17 protein-coding genes are annotated in these 19,196 nt (G+C 69.1%); 14 read left to right on the top strand and 3 right to left on the bottom strand.

Annotation, left to right across the window (positions count from 1 at the left end; translation table 11 throughout):
• Window positions 1–205: 205 nt before the first annotated feature.
• Window positions 206–1,153 carry an adenylate/guanylate cyclase domain-containing protein gene (locus QTH86_RS04785; RefSeq protein ID WP_286645804.1) on the top strand — a complete coding sequence of 316 codons (948 nt, stop codon included), beginning with the start codon at window positions 206–208 and terminating at the stop codon, window positions 1,151–1,153.
• 47 nt (window positions 1,154–1,200) lie between these two features.
• Here the strand turns inward: QTH86_RS04785 and QTH86_RS04780 are convergent, their stop codons facing one another.
• Complete coding sequence (locus tag QTH86_RS04780) at window positions 1,201–2,088, bottom strand: LysR substrate-binding domain-containing protein (RefSeq protein ID WP_286645805.1); 888 nt, start codon at window positions 2,086–2,088, stop codon at window positions 1,201–1,203.
• A gap of 68 nt (window positions 2,089–2,156) precedes the next feature.
• On the opposite strand from QTH86_RS04780, the gene QTH86_RS04775 reads away from it, so the two are divergent.
• Window positions 2,157–3,329 (top strand): MFS transporter, encoded by a 1,173-nt coding sequence (locus QTH86_RS04775; protein ID WP_286645806.1) that lies wholly within the window; start codon window positions 2,157–2,159, stop codon window positions 3,327–3,329.
• Between the two features lie 16 nt (window positions 3,330–3,345).
• On the opposite strand, the gene QTH86_RS04770 is transcribed toward QTH86_RS04775, so the two are convergent.
• Window positions 3,346–4,176 carry a MetQ/NlpA family ABC transporter substrate-binding protein gene (locus QTH86_RS04770; RefSeq protein WP_286645807.1) on the bottom strand — a complete coding sequence of 277 codons (831 nt, stop codon included), beginning with the start codon at window positions 4,174–4,176 and terminating at the stop codon, window positions 3,346–3,348.
• Window positions 4,177–4,425: 249 nt separating this feature from the next.
• Between QTH86_RS04770 and QTH86_RS04765 the strand changes: the two genes are divergently transcribed.
• Genes QTH86_RS04765 through QTH86_RS04735 form a run of 7 tightly spaced genes read left to right on the top strand, consistent with a single transcriptional unit; the run spans window position 4,426 to window position 12,576 of the window.
• On the top strand, window positions 4,426–6,069 hold the full coding sequence (locus QTH86_RS04765) for an ABC transporter substrate-binding protein (protein ID WP_286645808.1): 1,644 nt from the start codon (window positions 4,426–4,428) through the stop codon (window positions 6,067–6,069).
• Window positions 6,070–6,110: 41 nt separating this feature from the next.
• Window positions 6,111–7,754 (top strand): ABC transporter substrate-binding protein, encoded by a 1,644-nt coding sequence (locus QTH86_RS04760; RefSeq protein WP_286645809.1) that lies wholly within the window; start codon window positions 6,111–6,113, stop codon window positions 7,752–7,754.
• Window positions 7,751–8,761, top strand: a complete 1,011-nt coding sequence (locus tag QTH86_RS04755; RefSeq protein ID WP_286645810.1) for an ABC transporter permease — start codon at window positions 7,751–7,753, stop codon at window positions 8,759–8,761. The genes QTH86_RS04760 and QTH86_RS04755 overlap by 4 nt, the downstream gene beginning before the upstream one ends.
• Window positions 8,758–9,666: an ABC transporter permease gene (locus QTH86_RS04750; RefSeq protein ID WP_286645811.1), complete on the top strand. Its 909-nt coding sequence runs from the start codon at window positions 8,758–8,760 to the stop codon at window positions 9,664–9,666. The genes QTH86_RS04755 and QTH86_RS04750 overlap by 4 nt, the downstream gene beginning before the upstream one ends.
• A 4-nt stretch (window positions 9,667–9,670) precedes the next feature.
• Window positions 9,671–10,696 carry an ABC transporter ATP-binding protein gene (locus QTH86_RS04745; protein WP_286645812.1) on the top strand — a complete coding sequence of 342 codons (1,026 nt, stop codon included), beginning with the start codon at window positions 9,671–9,673 and terminating at the stop codon, window positions 10,694–10,696.
• Window positions 10,693–11,637, top strand: coding sequence for an ABC transporter ATP-binding protein (locus QTH86_RS04740; protein ID WP_286645813.1), 945 nt, complete (start codon window positions 10,693–10,695; stop codon window positions 11,635–11,637). Before QTH86_RS04745 ends, QTH86_RS04740 begins: the two co-directional genes overlap by 4 nt.
• A gap of 45 nt (window positions 11,638–11,682) precedes the next feature.
• The gene (locus QTH86_RS04735) at window positions 11,683–12,576 is read left to right on the top strand and encodes a VOC family protein (RefSeq protein WP_286645814.1); all 894 of its coding nucleotides are present in this window, start codon (window positions 11,683–11,685) and stop codon (window positions 12,574–12,576) included.
• A 164-nt stretch (window positions 12,577–12,740) separates the two neighbouring features.
• Here QTH86_RS04735 and QTH86_RS04730 read toward each other — a convergent pair whose 3' ends face one another.
• Window positions 12,741–14,075, bottom strand: coding sequence for an LLM class flavin-dependent oxidoreductase (locus QTH86_RS04730; RefSeq protein ID WP_286645815.1), 1,335 nt, complete (start codon window positions 14,073–14,075; stop codon window positions 12,741–12,743).
• A 249-nt stretch (window positions 14,076–14,324) separates the two neighbouring features.
• Here QTH86_RS04730 and QTH86_RS04725 point away from each other — a divergent pair, with 249 nt between their 5' ends.
• The 5 genes from QTH86_RS04725 (at window position 14,325) to QTH86_RS04705 (ending at window position 19,024) form a co-directional block, all read left to right on the top strand.
• Window positions 14,325–14,804 (top strand): rhodanese-like domain-containing protein, encoded by a 480-nt coding sequence (locus QTH86_RS04725; RefSeq protein WP_286645816.1) that lies wholly within the window; start codon window positions 14,325–14,327, stop codon window positions 14,802–14,804.
• A 41-nt stretch (window positions 14,805–14,845) separates the two neighbouring features.
• On the top strand, window positions 14,846–15,754 hold the full coding sequence (gene epsC, locus QTH86_RS04720) for a serine O-acetyltransferase EpsC (RefSeq protein WP_286645817.1): 909 nt from the start codon (window positions 14,846–14,848) through the stop codon (window positions 15,752–15,754).
• Window positions 15,751–16,053 (top strand): helix-turn-helix domain-containing protein, encoded by a 303-nt coding sequence (locus tag QTH86_RS04715; RefSeq protein WP_286645818.1) that lies wholly within the window; start codon window positions 15,751–15,753, stop codon window positions 16,051–16,053. Before epsC ends, QTH86_RS04715 begins: the two co-directional genes overlap by 4 nt.
• Window positions 16,054–16,120: 67 nt before the next feature.
• On the top strand, window positions 16,121–17,059 hold the full coding sequence (locus QTH86_RS04710) for a family 2A encapsulin nanocompartment shell protein (protein ID WP_286645819.1): 939 nt from the start codon (window positions 16,121–16,123) through the stop codon (window positions 17,057–17,059).
• 69 nt (window positions 17,060–17,128) lie between these two features.
• Window positions 17,129–19,024 carry a family 2A encapsulin nanocompartment cargo protein cysteine desulfurase gene (locus QTH86_RS04705; RefSeq protein ID WP_444813789.1) on the top strand — a complete coding sequence of 632 codons (1,896 nt, stop codon included), beginning with the start codon at window positions 17,129–17,131 and terminating at the stop codon, window positions 19,022–19,024.
• The last annotated feature ends 172 nt before the right edge of the window (window positions 19,025–19,196 follow it).

Below are 19,196 nucleotides of genomic sequence, written 5' to 3'. Positions count from 1 at the left end.
GTCGGTTCTCGAAATGAATACCTCTGGCTTATCGTTGCGTGGCGATCTTTTGGGAGCACACCAGCAAGCTTGTGCGGACACCGTTGACGGTTTGTCAAATCGGCGCGCCAGTGCGGCGGCTCCAGGAGAAAGTTCCAGCGCACCACGATGGAAAGCAATTGCTTTGCCATAATCAATCAGCGATTGCTACGAAAAACTGCACAACATGGGCGCCAATTCAACGGTCGTTTTCGCGGACTTGACGGGAAGCACTCGGGTTTTCGAGGCCATGGGCAATGCGCGCGCGACGGACACCGTCACGCGCCTGACCCAGTGGATCGGCGGCGTGTGCGAGGCGCACGGTGGCCGGGTCGTCAAGATGCTGGGCGACGGCGTCCTGGCGATTTTTCCGGCGGGTGACATCGCCACGGCCGCCGTTCTCGAATTGCAGCGCAACCACCAGAAGCGCCTCCAGGCCTGGCCCGCGGCCTTGCGCATGGATCTTCAGATCGGCGTGGCCAGCGGCGACGTGCTGGAAGTGGACGGTGATTGCTACGGCGACGCCGTCAACCTCGCGTCGCGTCTGAGCGACCTGGCCGGCCCCGGGCAGATCTGGGTCACCGAATCGGTGGTCGAGCAATTGAAGGAAGGCGAGGTGCGGCACCGCAACCTCGGTCCGATCACGATTCGCGGCAAGAACGAGACCCCCATCGTGCACCGTATCGACTGGCAGGAGGAGATGTCGGAATTCCTCACGATGCCGGCCACCCTGGCTCAGACGAACCGGGCCGTGGATTCGTCGTTCGGACAGATCGAATTGTCCTGGCTCGACGTGCGCGCGCTGTTCAGTGCCGCAGACCTGCCGATTCATCTGGGCCGCGTGGACGAAGCGCAGTTCGTGGTGAACGATCCCCGCGTCTCCCGCCTGCACGCCCGCATCGAGGCGCGGCAGGGCAGTTGCGTGCTGGTCGACGTCAGCACCTACGGGACCTGGGTCCGCTTCCACGGCAGCGCCGGTGTCAGCGGCGAAATCGCGTTGCGACGTGACGAGTGCGTGCTGCACGGCAGCGGCGAAATCGGCCTGGGGGCACCGCTGAGCGACTTCAGCGCGCCGACCATCACCTTCAACACGACCGGTGGCGAACTGGTGCTGGGACGGCGCGACGCGCGCTGACGATCGGACCGACGGGCATCGTTTCCTATGCCGACCGGCCGCGCCATTCAGGGGCCGGCACGCCGCGTGTCTTCCAGCCAGTCGGTGAAGAACTGCGCCTCGGGCCTGGCGTCCAGCGCGAGCCCGTAGTAGTAGCGTTCCAGCGGCATCCGCAGGTGCGGCAGCGGCGACAGCAGGCGACCCTGGGCCAGATCCTGTGCGACCAGGGAGGTCGGCCCCATCGCCACCCCCAGGCCGTCGAGCGCGGCCTGCAGCACGAGGTGCAGATGATCGAACTGCAGCCGCCCGGCAGGCTTGAGGCGCACGAGGCCGGCCGCGCGCTGCCAGTCGTCCCAGTCGCTCTTGCGGGTGCGGGCCGACAGCAGCACGTGCGCCGCCAGCGCAGTCGGCGCGTCCACACCCTGCGTGTTGAACAGAGCGGGTGCGCCGACCACCTGCACCTCGTCGTCCAGGAAGGGCTTGACCTGGATCGAGGGCGGCCAGCCCTGGAGCCCGCGCCGGATGGCCACGTCGAACCCGTCGACCGCTTTGGACGGCACGGCGGTGCTGGTCACGACCTGCGGTTCGATGCCCGGGTACTGGGCAACGAAGGCCGGAAGGCGCGGAATCAGCCAGCGCACCGCGAACGAGGGCCGCACATTGATGCGCACCGCGCGTGCCGGCGCGCGCGCCCTGAGCGCGGTCGCCGCGGCGCCGATCTGCGCCAGCGCCGCCGCCGCGTCGGCGAAGAAGGCCTGGCCGTCCGCCGTGAGCACGACCTGCCGCGTGAGCCGTTCGAACAGCGGCACGCCCAGGTGGGTTTCCAGCGCCTTGACCTGCCGGCTCACCGCGCCGTGCGTCACGTGCAGTTCCACCGCCGCCCGCGTGAAGCTCTGGTGGCGCGCCGCGACCACGAAGGCGCGCACGGCGTGGAGCGGGGGGAGGGGTGGCGGCATGTGTGAGATTTTTGCACGCATACCCGCCCGTCGATGTCGTTTGTCGACGGGCGCCGGTGCGGCGCACCATGCGTGCCATGTCATCGTCCCGGCCTCCTGCCTCTCCCGCATCCATCACGGCCGCCGATCGCGATTCAAGGCACGCCGCCATCGCCCTGGGCGCCACGCTCCCCGGCGACACGGTGCTCTATCTCCTGCTGCCGATGTACGGCGCGGCTTTCGGCGTCACGCTGGCGGAAGTCGGACTGCTGCTCGCGGCCAATCGGCTGGTGCGCATCGCCGGCTATGGCTGGGTGGCGCGTTTCTATGCCCGTCACGGCGACCGGCCGACCTGCACCCTGGCCGTGGTCGCCGCCGCCTTCTGCGCACTCGGCTACGCCACGCTCTCGGGCTTCTGGGCCTTGTTGCCCCTGCGGCTCGTGTGGGGCCTGTGCTTCGCGGCGCTCAACCTGGCCACGCAGGCACTCGCGACGGCCGAGCCGGTGGGGGCCGCGCTGCGTTCGGGCCGCTCGCGCGCCTTCATCGCCCTCGGGCCCGTGCTCGCCTTGCCTGCCGGGGCGGTGCTCGCCCAAGCCGCGGGGCCGCGGCCGATCTTTGTCCTGCTGGCCCTCGTCGCGCTGGGCGGCCTGTTCGCCACGCGCCGGCTGCCCAGCGTGCCGCACCCGACGCTCGGGCCGTCGCGCCCGCGTCCGCGTCGCCCCAACGCGCTGGACACATGGTCCTTTCTCGAGGGCTTCACGCTCGACGGCCTGTTCATCATCGGTCTGTCCTTCCTCGGCAAGGACCTGCTGCCCGGCAGCGCGGTCGTCGCGGCCGGCGTGCTGCTCGCAATGCGCTATGGCGCAGAGATCGTGCTGAGCCCGGTGGGCGGCCGCATGGCGCAGCGTTGGGGCGCGGAGCGGCTGCTCGTCGTGCTGTCGTTGATCACCGCGGTCGCGCTGCTGGGTTTCGGTACCGGGTGGCTCTGGAGCTGCGCTGCAGCGATCGTCGTGCTGCGCGCCCTGCAACTGCCGCTGCTCGCCCCCATCGTGGCGCATCGCCATCCGGGCTCCGGCCGCGTGCAGGCGCTGGCCGCACGCTCGGTGTGGCGCGACATCGGCGCCGGCACCGGCCCACTGGTGGCCGGGCTGGTGCTGCCGGTGGTGTCGTCGCTGTGGGTGTACGGCGCGGCCGCGTTGCTGTTGGCGCTGGCGGCGCTGGCCTGCGGGCGCGGGGCGCCATCCGCGGCGTCCGCGCGATGACGCCGCTGGCCGCCGCCTACTTGCCGAAGTAGTCCGGCAGCCGGTAGCCGGCCCACACCGGGTTGGCCTTGAAGAAGGCCTGGAACTCGGCCGACTGGTACGCCCGCACGATGTCCTTGGCGAAGGGCGCGTTCTCGTTGCCGCGCTTGACGGCGACCACGTTGACGTAGGGCTGCGTCATGTCTTCCAGCTTGAGCGCATCGGTCAGCTTGAGGCCCGAGGCCACCGCGAAGTTGCCCTGCACCGCGACCACGTCGGCGTCGGCCAGCGAGCGCGGTGCCTGTGCGGCCTCGATCGGGACCAGCTTCAGGCGCTTCGGGTTGGCGGTCACGTCGCGCTCCGACACGCTCAACGGATTCACGTTCGGCTTGAGCTGCAGCCAGCCGAGGGCCGCCAGGAGGTTGAGCGCGCGCGTCGCGTTCACCGGGTCCGACGGCAGCGTGACGGTGGCGCCGTCGGGCACGGCGGCGAGCGACTTGTAGCGCTGCGAATAGAGGCCCATCGGCGGCGTCGGCACGTTCACGATCGGCACCAGGTTGAAGCCCTGTCGTTGGTTGGTCGCTTCCAGGTAGAGCGTGTGCTGAAAGATGTTGGCGTCGATCTGGCCGCGCTCGACCGCATCGTTGGGCTGCACGCCCTGGCTGAACTCGACGTACTTGACCGTGTAGCCCTGCTGCTTGAGCAGCGGCTCGATGCCCTTCGCAAACGCATCGCGGTAGGGCCCGGGCATGAAGCCGACGCTGAGGTCTGCCGCCTGCGCCGCGCCGGCGACCAGCCACGAGACGAGGGCGAGTGCCAGGCGCGAAGGCCGGCGGCTGGAAGGAGGGCGGGACGAAAGGAAGCGCAAGGAGAACTCCGACAGATGGGGCGCCTGAGAGCGTTTGAGGAACGAGCGAGGGATGCCGGGGTGAGCCGGCCGGGAGCGCACTCTAAGCGCAGGGCGGCGCACGGCCAACGAAGCTTTGCGTGCTTGCTTATGCGCTGGCGCGTGCGTATGGCGTCCGCATATCGATTCTCGTTTTTGTTGCTTGGGCGGCACACGCGCAGCCCCTAACCTTCGGCGCTTTCATTCGATCGCTGTCCCGGTGGGCTCAGCATGTCCACGGAGATTTCGACCGCCATGGTGTCCTCATTGAATCGGCGTCTGTTGCTGCAGGGCAGCCTCGCTGCTGCCACCTTGCCCATGCTCGGCACGGGCCACGCGCAGCAGCCGCAGTCGGCGTCGCCACAACGCGGCGGCGCCTTGGTGATCTCGCTGGCGCCGGAGCCGCAGATCATCACCGCCGCCTTCCTCACGACCATGCAGGTCACGATGATCGCGGGCAAGATCAGCGAGGGCCTGGTGTGGTTCGACGACAAGCTGCAGCCGCAACCCGAGCTGGCCGAGTCGTGGGCCTTCGCGCCGGACGGCCTGTCGCTCACGCTGCGCCTGCGCCGCGGCGTGAAGTGGCACGACGGGCACGACTTCACCTCGGCCGACGTGGCCTTCTCGCTGCTCAACGTGTGGCAGAAGATTCACCCCGGCGGCCGGTTGGCCTACGCGTCGGTGCAGGCGGTCGATACGCCCGACGCGCACACCGCCATCCTGCGGCTGTCGCGGCCGACGCCCTACCTGCTGAGCTTCCTGAACGTGTACGGCGCGCAGGTCGTGCCCAAGCACCTCTACGAAGGCACCGACCTCCTCAAGAACCCCGCGAACACGGCGCCCATCGGCACCGGCCCGTTCCGCTTCAAGGAATGGGTGCGCGGCAGTCACATCGCACTGGAGCGCAACCCGAACTACTGGCGCCCCGGGCTGCCGTACCTCGACGGCGTGGTGTTCAAGTTCATCCCCGATGCCGCCGCGCGCTCGGTCGCGCTGGCCAGCGGCGAGGTGCAGGTGGCGCTGGCCTCGAACATCCCGGTGTCGAACCTCAAGCAGTTCTCGGACAAGAAGAAGTTCGCCATCAACACGACCGACGGCAGCTACCTCGCATCGATCCAGCTGGCCACGGTCAACGTGCGCAAGCCCGCGCTGGCCGACAAGCGGGTGCGGCAGGCGCTCATGTATGCGCTGGACCGCGAGGCGTTGCTGCGCGTGGTGTTCGGTGGCTACGGCAAGGTCGCGAGCAGTTCGATCCCGTCGACGGTGCCGGCCTTCCACAGCGCCAAGGGCCGCCAGTACAGGCACGACCCGAAGCAGGCCGAGGCGCTGCTCGACGCCGCCGGCCTCCCGCGCAAGGCGGACGGCAAGCGGCTGAAGCTGACGCTCGACTACGGCAGCGGCTCGCTCGAAGCCACGCGGACTGCCGAGTTCATGAAGCAGTACTACGGCCGGGTGGGTGTCGACCTCGAACTGCGCGCGTCCGACGCCGGCGTCTACATACGCCGCGTGTTCGGCGATGCCGACTACGACTTGTTCCTCACCAGCCTGCACAACCTGCCGGACCCCAGCCTGGGCGTGCAGCGCTGGTACTGGAGCAAGAACATCGCCAAGGGCGTGCCGTGGACCAACGGCGCCGGCTACGTCAACCCCGAACTCGACCGGGTGATGGAAGCGGCTGCCGTCGAGCTCGACCCGGCCAAACGCCGCAGCCTCGTCGACGAATGGCAGGCCATCGTGCAGGAAGAGGTACCGATCCTCGACCTGATCGAGCTCGACTGGACCACCGTCTCCAGCAGCCGCTACCGCAAGGTGCGGGCACAGGGCGACGGACTCTATGCCTCGCTGGCCGACGCCTATCTCCTGTCGGCCGACTGAGCGCCACGCACCTTCCTCTTTCTCTCTGCGAACAATTTCCGATGCATTCGAACCGACGACACTTCATCCATTCCACGGCCACGCTGGGCGCCATCGCGCTGGCCGACAGCCTGTTCGCCCTTTCGGCCTTCGCGCAGACCACCGGCACGAAGCCGGTGCGCGGCGGCATCCTCAACGTCGCGGTCTCGCCCGAGCCGACGCTGCTGACCTCGGCCTTCATCACCACGATGAACATCGGCCAGGTGTCGAGCAAGGTGCTCGAAGGGCTGGTGAGCTACGACCTGAAGTTGCAGCCGGTGCCCGAGCTCGCGACCTCGTGGGAGGTCGCGCCCGACGGGCTGACCGTGACCTTCCATCTGCGCAAGGGCGTGAAGTGGCACGATGGCAAGGACTTCTCCGCGGCCGACGTGAAGTACACGCTGCTGGAGGTGTGGAAACCGCTGCATCCCTTCGGCCGCGCCGCCTTCGCCAACGTGACCGCCGTCGACACGCCCGACCCGCACACGGTGATCGTGCGCCTGTCGTCGCCCGCGCCGTACCTGCTCAACTACATCAACACCTACGGTGCGCAGGTGCTGCCGAAGCACCTCTACGAAGGCACCGACGTGCTGAAGAACCCGGCGAACAACGCGCCGGTGGGCACCGGCCCCTTCGTCTTCAAGGAATGGGTCAAGGGCAGCCACGTGCGGCTGGAGCGCAACCCGAACTACTGGGGCCGTGGGCCGGGCGGCGAGCAGCAGCCCTACCTCGACGGCGTGGTGTTCAAGTTCATTCCCGACGCGGCCGCGCGCACTGTGGCGCTGGAGGCCGGCGAGCTCGACGTGGCGCTCGGCTCGAGCATCCCGTTGTCGAACCTCAACAAGTTCAGCGACAAGGCGAAGTACACGATCAACCTGGACGACGGCCGCTACCTCGCGACCATCTTCCTCACCCAGTTCAACGTGCGCCGGCCGGCCCTGTCGGACAAGCGCGTGCGCCAGGCCTTCGCGCATGCCGTCGACCGCAATGCGCTGCTCAAGGTGGTGTTCCTCGGCTACGGCAAGCCGGCGACCGGCCCGGTGCCGTCGTCGGTCGTCAACTACTACTCGCCCGAAACGCGCCAGTACCCCTACGACCTCAAGAAGGCGGCGGCGCTGCTGGACGAGGCGGGATTGAAGCCGGGCAAGGATGGCAAGCGGCTGAAGATCACGCTGGACTTCGACGCCGGCGGCGGCGTCACGGCGACGCGCCCGGCGGAATTCATCAAGCAGTCGCTGGCGCGCGTGGGCGTCGACGTGGAACTGCGCGGGGGCGACACTGCCACCTACCTGCGCCGCATCTTCAACGACCAGGACTACGACCTGATGATCTCCAGCCTGCACCGCCTGCCCGACCCGACGCTGGGCGTACAGCGGCTGTTCTGGACCCAAAACATCGTCAAGGGCGCGCCGTGGACCAACGGCTCGGGCTATTCCAACCCCGCGCTCGACCGCATCATGGAAGCCGCCGGCGGCGAGGCCGACGTGGCCAAGCGCAAGGCGCTCATCAAGGAATGGCAGCAGATCGTGCAGGAAGACCTGCCGGTGCTCGACCTGGTTGAGCAGACTTGGGTCACGGTGTCGACCGCGCGCCTGCACAAGCAGGTGCTGCAGGGCGACGGCCTCTTCGCGTCGTACGGCGACGCCTGGCTCGACGCGAAGAAATGAGCCGGCGCACGGCGTCCCCGCTCTGGGGCTTCCTCAAGAAGCGGCTGCTGCAGGTGCTGCCGGTGGTGTTCGGCATCGCGCTGCTCAACTTCCTGATCCTGCAGGTCGCGCCGGGCGACGTGGTCGACGTGATGGCCGGGGAGGCCGGCGCCGCCACGCCCGAGTACATGGCGCAGCTGCGCGCGAGCTTCGGGCTCGATCAGCCGCTGTACCTGCAGTTGGGCCACTACCTCTGGAACATCGCCACGCTCGACCTCGGCTTCTCGTTCCGCCAGAACATGCCGGTGTTTGACCTGGTGGTCGACCGGCTGCCGGCCACGCTGCTGCTGATGGTCGCGGCCATCGTCATCGCGCTGGTGCTCGGCGTCACGCTGGGCGTGCTGTCGGCCTTGAAGGTGCACACCTGGGTCGACAACCTCGCCTCGCTCTTCGTGCTGGCCGCGTATGCGATGCCGACTTTCTGGCTCGGGCTGATGGCGATCGTGCTGTTCTCGGCGCGGCTGGGCTGGCTGCCTTCTGGCGGCATGGTGGACATCAGCGCGAACCACACCGGCTTCGCCTGGGTGGTCGACGTCGCACGCCATGCGGTGCTGCCGGCGGTGACGCTCGCGACCTTCTACCTGGCGGTCTACGCCAAGCTGGTGCGCAGCGCGATGCTGGAGTTGTACGGCGCCGACTTCATCCGAACCGCCCGCGCCAAGGGCGCTGGCGAGACGCGCATCACGCTCGTGCACACGCTGCGCAACGCCTTGCTGCCGCTGGTGACCATGCTGGGCTTCCAGATCGCGTCGCTGCTGAGCGGCGCGGTGCTGGTCGAGTCGGTCTTCAGCTGGCCGGGGCTCGGCCGCCTGGCCTTCGAGGCGATCCTGGCGCGCGACTTCAACCTGCTGCTGGGGATCCTGCTGCTGAGTTCGATCCTCGTGACGCTCATCAACATCCTCGTGGACGTGCTCTACGCCTGGCTCGACCCGCGCGTGCAGCTCGCATCCGCCGGAGCACACGCATGAAGCCGGTCCTGGTGAATGGCACGCACGGCGCCGTGACGCCCGTCCGCTACGACGGCGGTCGCCTCGCGCGCGCGGCAGGCTTCGCCCGCGAGGTCGCACGCAACCGTCCGGCGCTGGTCGGGCTGGTGCTCATGCTGCTCGTGGTCGCGACCGCGACGGTCGGCCGCTGGTTCTTTCCCGGCGACCCGTGGGACATGGCCGGTGCGCCGATGCTGTGGCCCGGCGAGGACGCCGAGCATCCGCTGGGCACCGACTTCATGGGCCGCGACCTGGCGACCGGGCTGGTGTCGGGCGCCGGCGTCTCGCTGCTGATCGGGCTGGTCGGCACCTTCATCTCGGCCTTCGTCGGCATCACCATCGGCGCGCTGGCCGGCTACTACCGGGGCCGGGTCGACGCGGTGCTGCTGCGCGTGATCGAGGTGTTCCAGACCGTGCCGAGCTTCGTGCTGGCCGTTGTGCTGGTCGCGCTCTTCAAGCCGTCGGTGGCGACCGTGGTGTTCGCCATCGGCATCGTGTCGTGGCCGCCCACCGCGCGGCTGGTGCGCTCGCAGTTCCTGCAGCTGCGCGAGCGCGAGTTCGTGTTGGCCGGGCGCACCGCGGGCATGAGCCATGCGCGGCTGATCCTCACGCAGATCCTGCCGAACGCACTGCCGCCGGTGATCGTGGTGTCGACCCTGGCCGTGGCGCATGCGATCCAGACCGAAGCGGCACTGGCCTTCCTCGGCCTGGGCGACCCCAACGTGATGAGCTGGGGCACCATCATCGGCAGCGGCCGCGAGCAGGTCACCGATGCCTGGTACATCTGCGGCCTGCCGGGCCTGGCGATCGTCGTCACGGTGCTGGCCTTCAATCTGCTGGGCGAAGGGCTGAACGACGCCATGAACCCGCACCTGCGGCGGAGGTAGGCGCATGGCCCTGCTCGACATCCATGACCTGCAGACCTGGTTCGACACCCGCGCCGGCGTGGTGAAGGCGGTGGACGGCGTCTCGCTGAGCGTCGACCGCGGCGAGACCGTCGCGCTGGTCGGCGAAAGCGGCAGCGGCAAGTCCGTCACCGCCTATTCGATCCTGCGGCTGATCCCGCGCACGCAAGGTCGCATCGCGGGCGGGCGCATCGTCTTCGACGGCACCGACCTCGTGACGCTGCCCGAAGCCGGCATCCGCGCGCTGCGCGGCAACCGCATCTCGATGATCTTCCAGGAGCCGCTGTCGGCGCTCAACCCGGTGCTGAGCATCGGCAGCCAGATCGTCGAGGCGATCCGGCTGCACCGTCCGGTCGACCGCGCGACGGCTTGGGACCAGGCCGTGCACCTGCTCGACCGCGTCGGCATCCCGATGGCGCGGCGCCGTGCCGACGACTTTCCGCACCAGCTCTCGGGCGGCATGCGGCAGCGCGTGGTCATCGCGATCGCGCTGGCCTGCGAGCCCGAGCTGCTGATCGCCGACGAACCGACCACCGCGCTCGATGTCACGACCCAGGCCCAGATCCTCGAGCTGTTGCAGGAGCTGCAGGCCGAGCGCGGCATGGGCCTGTTGCTGATCACGCACGACCTGGGCGTGGTGGCCGAAGTGGCCGACCGCGCCGCGGTCATGTACGCCGGGCGGGTGGTGGAGCAGGGCAGCGTCGCCCAGTTGTTCGATGCGCCGGCGCATCCGTACACCGCGGGCCTGCTCGCGTCGATGGCGCTGGGCGAGCTGGTGCCGGGCAGCCGGTTGCCCGAGATCGCGGGCACCGTGCCGTCGCTGCTCGACATGCCGCCCGGCTGTGCCTTCGCACCGCGCTGCCCGCAGGCGCGCGGAACCTGCCTCGATGCGCGACCCGCGCTCGATGCGGTGGGGCAGGGCGGGGTGCACCGCGCCGCGTGCTTCCTGCCGCTCGCGAACGTCGGCGCGTCGATCGCCGAGCCGCACGAGCTTTTGCGGGAGGTCGCATGAGCACGCCGCTGCTGAGCCTCAAGAAGGCCGTCAAGCACTACCCGACCCAGGCCGGCACGGTGCATGCGCTCGACGGCGTGGACCTCGAGGTCGGCCGTGGCGAGACGCTGGGCCTGGTCGGCGAGAGCGGTTGCGGCAAGTCGACCGTGGCGCGCGTCGCGCTGCGCCTGACACCGCTGACCGCGGGCCGGATCGACTTCGACGGCGAGGATGTGACGAAGCGTGAAGGCAAGGCCTTGCAGTCGGTGCGCAGCCGGCTGCAGATGGTCTTCCAGGACCCGTATGCCTCGCTCAACCCGCGCGTCAACGTCGGGCGTGCGCTGGAGGAGCCGCTGGTCGTGCAGCAGCGCGGCACGGCGGTCGAGCGGCGCGAGCACGTCGCCTGGGCCCTGGCGCGGGTCGGCCTGCGGCCCGAGATGGCCACGCGCTACCCGCACGAGTTCTCGGGCGGGCAGCGACAACGCATCGGCATCGCGCGCGCCCTCATGCTGCGGCCGGCGCTGATCGTCTGCGACGAGGCGGTGTCCGCGCTCGACGTGTCGGTGCGCGCGCAGGTGCTGAACCTGCTGCTCGGGCTGCGCGAGGAGTTCGGCGTGTCGTACCTCTTCATCTCGCACGACCTGTCGGTGGTGCGGCACATATCCGACCGCATCGCCGTGATGTACGCCGGCCTGGTGGTCGAGCAGGGGCCGAGCGACGCGGTGTGGCGCGCACCGCTGCACCCCTACACGCGTGCGTTGATGTCCGCCATTCCACGCACGCAGCCCGGTGCGGCGCACCGCGCGCGCACGGTGCTCCAGGGCGACCTGCCCGATCCGTTGCAGCCACCCGTGGGCTGCCGCTTCCACCCACGCTGCCCGCAGGCCGTGGACCGGTGCCGGCAGGAGGCGCCGGCGCTGCGCCCCGTCGCCGCCCAGTGGGTGGCCTGCCACTTCGCCTGAGCGCTGCGAACCCTGCGAGCCCGCCAGCAAACCGAAAGCCACACCATGACCCTCCCGCTCGATCACATCGTCATCGCCGTGCACGACCTCGACCTGGCCATCGCCGACTACGGCGCGCTCGGCTTCCACGTGCTGCGCGGCGGCGACCATCCCGGCCGCACGACCCACAACGCGCTCATCGTCTTTGCCGATGGCAGCTACTTCGAGCTGATCGCCTGGAAGGCGCCGGCGCCCGAGGAGCACTGGTGGCAACTGCTGCAGCGCCACGGCGAGGGCATCGTCGACTTCGCCCTGTTGCCGCGCAGCACCGCCACCACGGTGGCCGCCGCGGGCGAACGCGGCCTGATGCTCGACGGGCCGCTCGATGGCGGGCGCCTGCGGCCCGACGGCCAGCGGCTGCAGTGGCAAACCGCCCGGCCGCCATCGCCTGATCTACCCTTTCTCTGCGGGGACATCACGCCACGCGCCCTGCGGGTGCCGGAGGGGAACGTGCGCGTGCATCCCAACGGTGCCCTGGGCGTGGCCAGCCTCGCCATCGCGGTGCACGATCTCGACACGACGGTCGAGCGCTACCGCGCGCTGCTCGGCGAGGGCGTGGAGGACGGTGCGGTCCATGTCGGCCCGTCCGTGGCGCTGCCGGGGAGCGGCCTGCGCCAGGCGGTCATCGCCATCGGAAGCAGTGCGCTGGTGCTGTCGGCGCCGCGCGATCCCATCGGCGGGCCGTCGAGCCCGCTGGCGCAGCGGCTGGCGGCGCGCGGCGAAGGGCCCTACGCCCTGGTGCTGTACACCGAGGATCCTGCACAGACCGGCGGCGCACTCGCGCCGTCGCGCGCCCACGGTGCGTTGATCGAATTCGAACTGGTGGACGCGCTGCCGCAGGCGCCAACCGGCGCGCCGCAGGCAGGCCAAGGCTCGGTCGACAGTTCAGTGGGCGGCTGAGAACGTATGAATGAACCTGCTGCGCACGCCGATCTCGCATCTGCGGTCCTCACCGCACGCCAGTGCGGTTCCGGTCCTCGATGCAAGCTCGACGCGCTCGCGACGGTTCCTTCACACGTTCTGAACGAACGGAGATTCGGAGCCGGCCTGGCCTCGCGCCTGCTTCAGGCCGACGGCGGAAAGAACCGGTTGGCCGGGCGTGGCAGGCCGAGGTTTTCGCGCAAGGTCGTGCCCTCGTAGTCGCGCCGGAAGATGCCGCGGCGCTGCAGTTCCGGCACGACCTTCTCGACGAAGGCATCGAGCCCGCCCGGCAGCCACGGGAACATGATGTTGAAACCGTCCGAGCCTTCGGTCTCGAGCCATTCCTGCATCTCGTCGGCGATGGTCTGGGCGGTACCGACGAAAGCGAGTCCGCCATAGCCGCCCAGGCGCTGCGCGAGCTGACGCACGGTGAAGCCTTCGCGCTCGGCCAGGGCGATCACGCGCTGCTGGCTGCTCTTGCTGGCGTTGGTCTCCGGCACCGGCGGCAGGGGCGCATCGGGATCGAACGTCGAGGCATCGACGCCGAGCGAGATCGACAGCGAGGCGATGGCGCTTTCGTAATGCACCAAGCTGTCGAGCCGGGCACGGATGGCGCGCGCCTCCTCGACCGTGTCCCCCACCACGACGAAGGCGGCCGGCAGGATCTTCAGGTGGTCGCGTTCGCGGCCCAGCGCCGCGAGCCGGCCCTTCACGTCGGCATAGAAGCTGCGCCCTTCGGCCAGCGTGCCGTGCGCGGCGAAGATCACCTCGGCCGTCTCGGCCGCCAGCTGCCGGCCCGGCTCCGAGGCGCCGGCCTGCACGATCACCGGCCAGCCTTGCACCGGGCGGGCGATGTGCAGCGGGCCCTTGACCGAGAGGTACTTCCCCTTGTGGTCGAGCGTGTGCAGGCGCGCCGGGTCGAAGAAGCGGCCGCTCTCGGCGTCGCGGATGAAGGCATCGTCGGCCCAGCTGTCCCACAGGCCGGTCACGACGTCGTAGAACTCGCGCGCCCGGGCGTAGCGCTCGTCGTGGTCCATGTGGTCGTCGCGCCCGAAGTTCTTTGCCGCGTCGGGGTTGCTCGTCGTGACGATGTTCCACCCGGCGCGGCCCTCGCTCAGGTGGTCGAGCGAGGCGAATCGGCGCGCGATGTGGAAGGGCTCGTCGAAAGTGGTCGATGCCGTGGCGACCAGCCCCAGGTGCGTGGTGTGCTGAGACAGCGCCGACAGCAGCGTGAAGGGCTCGAAGGAACTGACGGTGTGGCTGCGCTGCAGGGCAGCCATCGGCATGTTGAGCACGGCCAGGTGGTCGGCCATGAAGAAGGCGTCGAAGCGGGCGCGTTCCAGGGTCTGCGCGAAGCGCTTGAGGTGCGCGAAGTTGAAGTTGGCGTCGGCGAAGGCACCGGGGTAGCGCCAGGCGCCCGTGTGGATGCTGACCGGGCGCATGAAGGCGCCGAGTTTGAGTTGGCTGGAGGATGTCATGGGGACGGACGGGTGAGCGAGCTGCCGACCATACGCCCGACGCGGGCGGGTCGGCAACGACGGATTTCCTCGTTCTTTATGGCGTGCGAGGTCTAAGTGCCGGGCCTGCGGACCGACGCATGCCCCTTGCACAGATGTGCCGGTTGTTTGGATTCCACTTTTTATTCGTTGGGACGCCGGGCGCTTGCCCCTAGATTGGTGTCTATGGCCATCCAGAAGGCCGCCCACGCATCCAGGAGTCTGTTCCCCATGTCCATCGAAGTCGAAGAGATCGCCTTGCCCGAAGCCCTCGAACGCGCCCATGCGGACGCCGTGGCGCAGAACCTGTCCTATGCCGGCGGCGTCAGCCCGCCCGAGGCGTGGCAGCTGGTGCAGCAGGGCGCTGCCGTGCTGGTCGACGTGCGCTCGGCCGAAGAGCGGAAGTTCGTTGGCCACGTGCCCGACAGCCTGCATGTGCCATGGGCCACGGGTACGGCGCTCACGCGCAACCCGCGTTTCGTCCGCGAACTCGAGGCCAAGGTGGCGAAGGCGGGTGGCAAGGAGGCCGTCGTGCTGCTGCTGTGCCGCAGCGGCAAGCGCTCCGCCCTCGCGGCCGAAGCGGCGGCCAAGGCCGGATTCACGCGCGTGTTCAACGTACGCGAGGGCTTCGAGGGCGAGATCGATGCACACCAGCACCGTGGCGTCGCGGACGGCTGGCGCTTTCATGGCCTGCCGTGGGTGCAGGACTGATCGCGCAGCAAAAGGCGCCAACACAAGAACAAGGCGGACCGATGGCCAGATTCGACATCGCGGAGATCACGGGTGCGCTGCACACCGCCCGCAACGAGTGGCGTGATGCACAGGGACGCTCGCGCGAACCGCGCGGGCGCGAGTTTCCGTCCCGTGATGCGATGGCGCAGCTCGTCGTCGCGCTGCAGGGCGTGCTGTTCCCGATGCGGCTCGGGCCCCTCGAGCTGCGCCAGGAAAGCGAGGACGTCTACGTCGCCTACACGCTCGATGCCGCGCTGCATGCGCTGCATGGGCAGGCGCTGCTGGAGCTGAACTACTACGCGCGGCGCGATCCGCGGCCGGAAGTGGATGTCGACGCGCTCGCCCTCGCGGCGGTGCGGGCCTTCGGTGCCGCCTTGCCCGACGTGCGTCGCCTGCTCGACAGCGACGTGCTGGCCGCCTACCAGGGCGACCCGGCGGCGCACAGCGTGGATGAGGTGCTGCTGTGCTACCCCGGTGTGCTGGCGATGATCCACCACCGCCTCGCCCACACGCTCTACACGCTGGACCTGCCCCTGCTGGCGCGCATCGTCGCCGAGCTGGCGCACGGGCAGACCGGCATCGACATCCACCCGGGCGCGCAGATCGGGCCGGGCTTCTTCATCGACCACGGCACGGGCGTGGTGATCGGCGAAACGGCCGTCATCGGGCGCCGGGTGCGCATCTACCAGGCGGTCACGCTCGGTGCCAAGCGCTTTCCGCTGGACACCGAAGGCCACTTGCAGAAGGGCCTGCCGCGCCATCCGCTGGTGGAAGACGACGTGGTCATCTATGCCGGCGCGACCATCCTCGGGCGCGTGACGATCGGGCAGGGCGCGACCATCGGCGGCAACGTGTGGATCACCGACCACGTGCCGGCGGGCGCCAGCGTGACCCAGGCCAGCCTGCAGAACGCCAGGCCGATTGCATGAGTGCCGTGCGGAGCGAGACGGCGCCGCCCGTCGAAGACCTGATCCAGATTTTCGGCATCGCCGTGCGTCAGCTGCGCGAAGTGCGTGGCTGGTCGCAGGAGCAGCTGGCCGAGCGCTCGAACCTCAACCGCTCCTATGTCGGCGAGGTGGAGCGCGGCCGCGTCATCGCGTCGATCCTGACGGCACAGAAGCTCGCACGCGCGCTGGACATCGACATCGCGTCGCTGCTCACCCGGTGCGATCAGATCGAGCGGCAGCGCACGGTGCGCCGCATCAACTTGGCGGCTATAGCCTGTTGAGCGAACCGCCACGGCGCGCCGACACTGCCCGTCGATCTCTCTTCCTTCATCGATCAACGGAGTCTTCATGACAGCAACAGTGGGCGGAACGACCGCTCTGGGCGACAACGCCGCACGCCAGCTCGCCAATGCCACCAAGAGCGTCCCCCAGCTCGAAACGATCAGCCCGCGCTGGCTCACGCACCTGCTGCAATGGGTTCCAGTCGAAGCCGGCATCTACCGGCTGAACAAGGTCAAGAACCCCGAATCGATCCAGGTGGTGTGTACCGCCAAGGAAAGCGAAAACCAGCTGCCGCGCACCTGGGTCGACTACGAAGAGCATCCGCGCGAATACAACCTGAACGCCGTGAGCACCGTGCTCGACGTGCACACCCGGATCTCCGACCTCTACAGCAGCCCGCACGACCAGATCAAGGAACAGCTGCGCCTGACGATCGAGACGATCAAGGAGAACCAGGAAAGCGAGCTCATCAACAACCCGGATTACGGACTGCTGTCGCAGGTGACGGAAGAGCAGCGCATCTTCCCGCTGACCGGCGCGCCCACGCCCGACGACCTGGACGAGCTGCTGACCAAGGTATGGAAGGAGCCCGCCTTCTTCCTGACCCACCCGCTGGCCATCGCCGCCTTCGGCCGCGAAGCCACTCGCCGCGGCACGCCGCCGCCGACCGTGAGCCTGTTCGGCTCGCAGTTCATCACTTGGCGCGGCGTCCCGCTGATCCCGTCGAACAAGGTGCCGGTGGCCGACGGCAAGAGCAAGATCCTGCTGCTGCGCGTGGGCGACAAGCGCCAGGGCGTGGTCGGCCTGTTCCAGCCGGGCCTCACCGGCGAACAGAGCCCGGGGCTGTCGGTGCGCTTCATGGGTATCAACAACCATGCGATCGCGTCGTACCTGATCTCCCTGTACTGCTCGGTCGCGGTGCTGACCACCGATGCGCTGGCCGTGCTGGACGACGTGGAGATCAACCGCTACCACGACTACTCCGCGCTGGACACCTACAAGTAAAGCGCTGTGGTGAGCTCACTCCTTCCATCCCAGGGCGAGGCGCCGTTCGACCCGGCTCTGCTGGCGCAGATGGCGTCGCAGCTGTTCGCCGCGCTGCCGGGCCAGGCCGTGCCCGGCGTACAGGCGCCATCGCAGCTCGCGCCGCCCGGCTCGCCGCTGGTGAGCCCGGCCGGCTTCGGCCCCAGCGTGCCCGGCACGCCGATCCCGCAGGGCACGGTGCCCGGTGCCAACCTGCTGCCGGCCTCGCCGACGCAACTGCCCTCGCTGGCCCACCGTGCGCCCGCCTTGCTGCCGCACGCGCAGGGCGGCAACGGCGTGCCCGAGACGGTATTGACCGCCTTGCCGGCCTACGAGCCGCGACTGGCCGGTGGCGCGATCGGCGTGCCGGAAGCACAGGCGGCGGTGCCGTCGCATCCGGTGGCCAGCGCGTCGCCGTTCTACTTCGTCGGCGAGCGCTACGGCCAGCCGTCGCCTGGCGGTGCCGGCACGGATGCCGCCCCGCGCGTGCAGGGCGGTGGCGTCCACGATGGGTTCACCGACCTGCCGTACGCACAACCGGCCGGTCGCGACGTGCAGTCGCTGCTGCAGGCACCGTCGTTGGCGCCCGCGCGACCGCCCGAGCCCTCGGCCGCGCCGCAGTACTACTTCGTCGATGCGGTGCGCCTGCCGAGCGGCTACGTCACGCCGGCCAAGCCGTCGCCTCACGGCGATGTACCGAAAGCCACCGAAGGCCAGCGCCAGCCCTTCGACGTGCACGCTGTGCGTCGCGATTTCCCGATCCTGCAGGAGCGGGTCAACGGCAAGCAGCTGGTGTGGTTCGACAACGCGGCCACCACGCACAAGCCGCAATCGGTGATCGACCGCGTCGCATACTTCTACGAACACGAGAACTCCAACATCCACCGCGCCGCGCATGCGCTGGCGGCGCGGGCCACCGATGCGTACGAAGGCGCACGCGAACGCGTCCGCAAATTCATCAACGCGCCCGAGGTCGAGGAAGTTATCTTCGTGCGTGGCACCACCGAAGCCATCAACCTGGTAGCCAAGAGCTGGGGCGGGCAGCACGTGGGGGAGGGCGACGAGATCATCGTCAGCCACCTCGAGCACCACGCCAACATCGTGCCGTGGCAGCAGCTCGCCGCCGCCAAGGGCGCGAAGCTGCGCGTGATCCCGGTGGACGACTCGGGCCAGGTGCTGCTGGACGAATACCGCAAGCTCTTGAACGACCGCACGAAGATCGTCGCGGTCACGCAGGTGTCGAACGCGCTGGGCACCGTGGTGCCGGTCAAGGAGATCGTCGAACTGGCGCACCGCGCCGGCGCGAAGGCGCTGGTCGACGGCGCGCAGTCGGTCTCGCACATGCGTGTCGACGTGCAGGACATCGGCGCGGACTTCTTCGTGTTCTCCGGCCACAAGGTCTTCGGGCCGACCGGCATCGGCGTGGTCTGGGGCAAGCGCGCGGTGCTCGAGGACATGCCGCCGTGGCAAGGCGGCGGCAACATGATCGCCGACGTGACCTTCGAGAAGACCGTGTTCCAGCCGATCCCGAACAAGTTCGAGGCCGGCACCGGCAACATCGCCGACGCCGTGGGCCTGGGCGCTGCGATCGACTACGTGAACAAGGTCGGCATCGAGAACATCGCGCGCTACGAGCATGAACTGCTGGTCTACGGCATGGCGCAACTGCGCACGGTGCCGGGCGTGCGGTTGATCGGCACGGCCGACGAGAAGGCCAGCGTGATGTCTTTCGTGCTGGCCGGCTACAGCACCGAAGAGGTGGGCCAGGCGCTCAACGACGAGGGCATCGCGGTGCGCACGGGGCACCACTGTGCGCAGCCGATTCTGCGCCGCTTCGGCGTCGAGACGACGGTGCGTCCCTCACTGGCCTTCTACAACACCTTCGACGAGATCGATCGATTGGTGGCGGTGGTGCGCCGGCTCGCGGGGCAGCGGCACGCAGGCTGAGCGTCGTGGTGGCCGGATGGCCGGCCGCACACGGTGCACGGGGTGCTTGTGGGGAGTCCCCGTTGCTGGGCCTTCCCCACGAAGACAACCCTGTGGCATTCTCGTGGGCGACGGCGTTCCGCTGGAACCAGACGGTCTGCCACTGAAAAACCTCATCGAAACCCAAACACGC

It is taken from the genome of Variovorax sp. J2L1-78 (assembly GCF_030317205.1).
Classification (GTDB): domain Bacteria; phylum Pseudomonadota; class Gammaproteobacteria; order Burkholderiales; family Burkholderiaceae_C; genus Variovorax; species Variovorax arabinosiphilus.
The sequence above is the reverse complement of the archived record's forward strand: the minus strand, read 5'-3'. Positions and strand labels throughout refer to the sequence as shown.

Excerpts from the sequence above, each read along its gene's own strand:
- QTH86_RS04785 (WP_286645804.1), top strand. The coding sequence starts at position 206 with ATGGGCGCCAATTCAACGGTCGTTTTCGCGGACTTGACGGGAAGCACT.
- QTH86_RS04710 (WP_286645819.1), top strand. The coding sequence starts at position 16,121 with ATGACAGCAACAGTGGGCGGAACGACCGCTCTGGGCGACAACGCCGCA.
- QTH86_RS04705 (WP_444813789.1), top strand. The coding sequence starts at position 17,129 with ATGGCGTCGCAGCTGTTCGCCGCGCTGCCGGGCCAGGCCGTGCCCGGC.
- QTH86_RS04780 (WP_286645805.1), bottom strand. The coding sequence starts at position 2,088 with ATGCCGCCACCCCTCCCCCCGCTCCACGCCGTGCGCGCCTTCGTGGTC.
- QTH86_RS04715 (WP_286645818.1), top strand. The coding sequence starts at position 15,751 with ATGAGTGCCGTGCGGAGCGAGACGGCGCCGCCCGTCGAAGACCTGATC.
- QTH86_RS04740 (WP_286645813.1), top strand. The coding sequence starts at position 10,693 with ATGAGCACGCCGCTGCTGAGCCTCAAGAAGGCCGTCAAGCACTACCCG.
- QTH86_RS04735 (WP_286645814.1), top strand. The coding sequence starts at position 11,683 with ATGACCCTCCCGCTCGATCACATCGTCATCGCCGTGCACGACCTCGAC.
- QTH86_RS04725 (WP_286645816.1), top strand. The coding sequence starts at position 14,325 with ATGTCCATCGAAGTCGAAGAGATCGCCTTGCCCGAAGCCCTCGAACGC.
- QTH86_RS04755 (WP_286645810.1), top strand. The coding sequence starts at position 7,751 with ATGAGCCGGCGCACGGCGTCCCCGCTCTGGGGCTTCCTCAAGAAGCGG.
- QTH86_RS04775 (WP_286645806.1), top strand. The coding sequence starts at position 2,157 with ATGCGTGCCATGTCATCGTCCCGGCCTCCTGCCTCTCCCGCATCCATC.
- epsC (WP_286645817.1), top strand. The coding sequence starts at position 14,846 with ATGGCCAGATTCGACATCGCGGAGATCACGGGTGCGCTGCACACCGCC.
- QTH86_RS04730 (WP_286645815.1), bottom strand. The coding sequence starts at position 14,075 with ATGACATCCTCCAGCCAACTCAAACTCGGCGCCTTCATGCGCCCGGTC.
- QTH86_RS04760 (WP_286645809.1), top strand. The coding sequence starts at position 6,111 with ATGCATTCGAACCGACGACACTTCATCCATTCCACGGCCACGCTGGGC.
- QTH86_RS04765 (WP_286645808.1), top strand. The coding sequence starts at position 4,426 with ATGTCCACGGAGATTTCGACCGCCATGGTGTCCTCATTGAATCGGCGT.
- QTH86_RS04745 (WP_286645812.1), top strand. The coding sequence starts at position 9,671 with ATGGCCCTGCTCGACATCCATGACCTGCAGACCTGGTTCGACACCCGC.
- QTH86_RS04750 (WP_286645811.1), top strand. The coding sequence starts at position 8,758 with ATGAAGCCGGTCCTGGTGAATGGCACGCACGGCGCCGTGACGCCCGTC.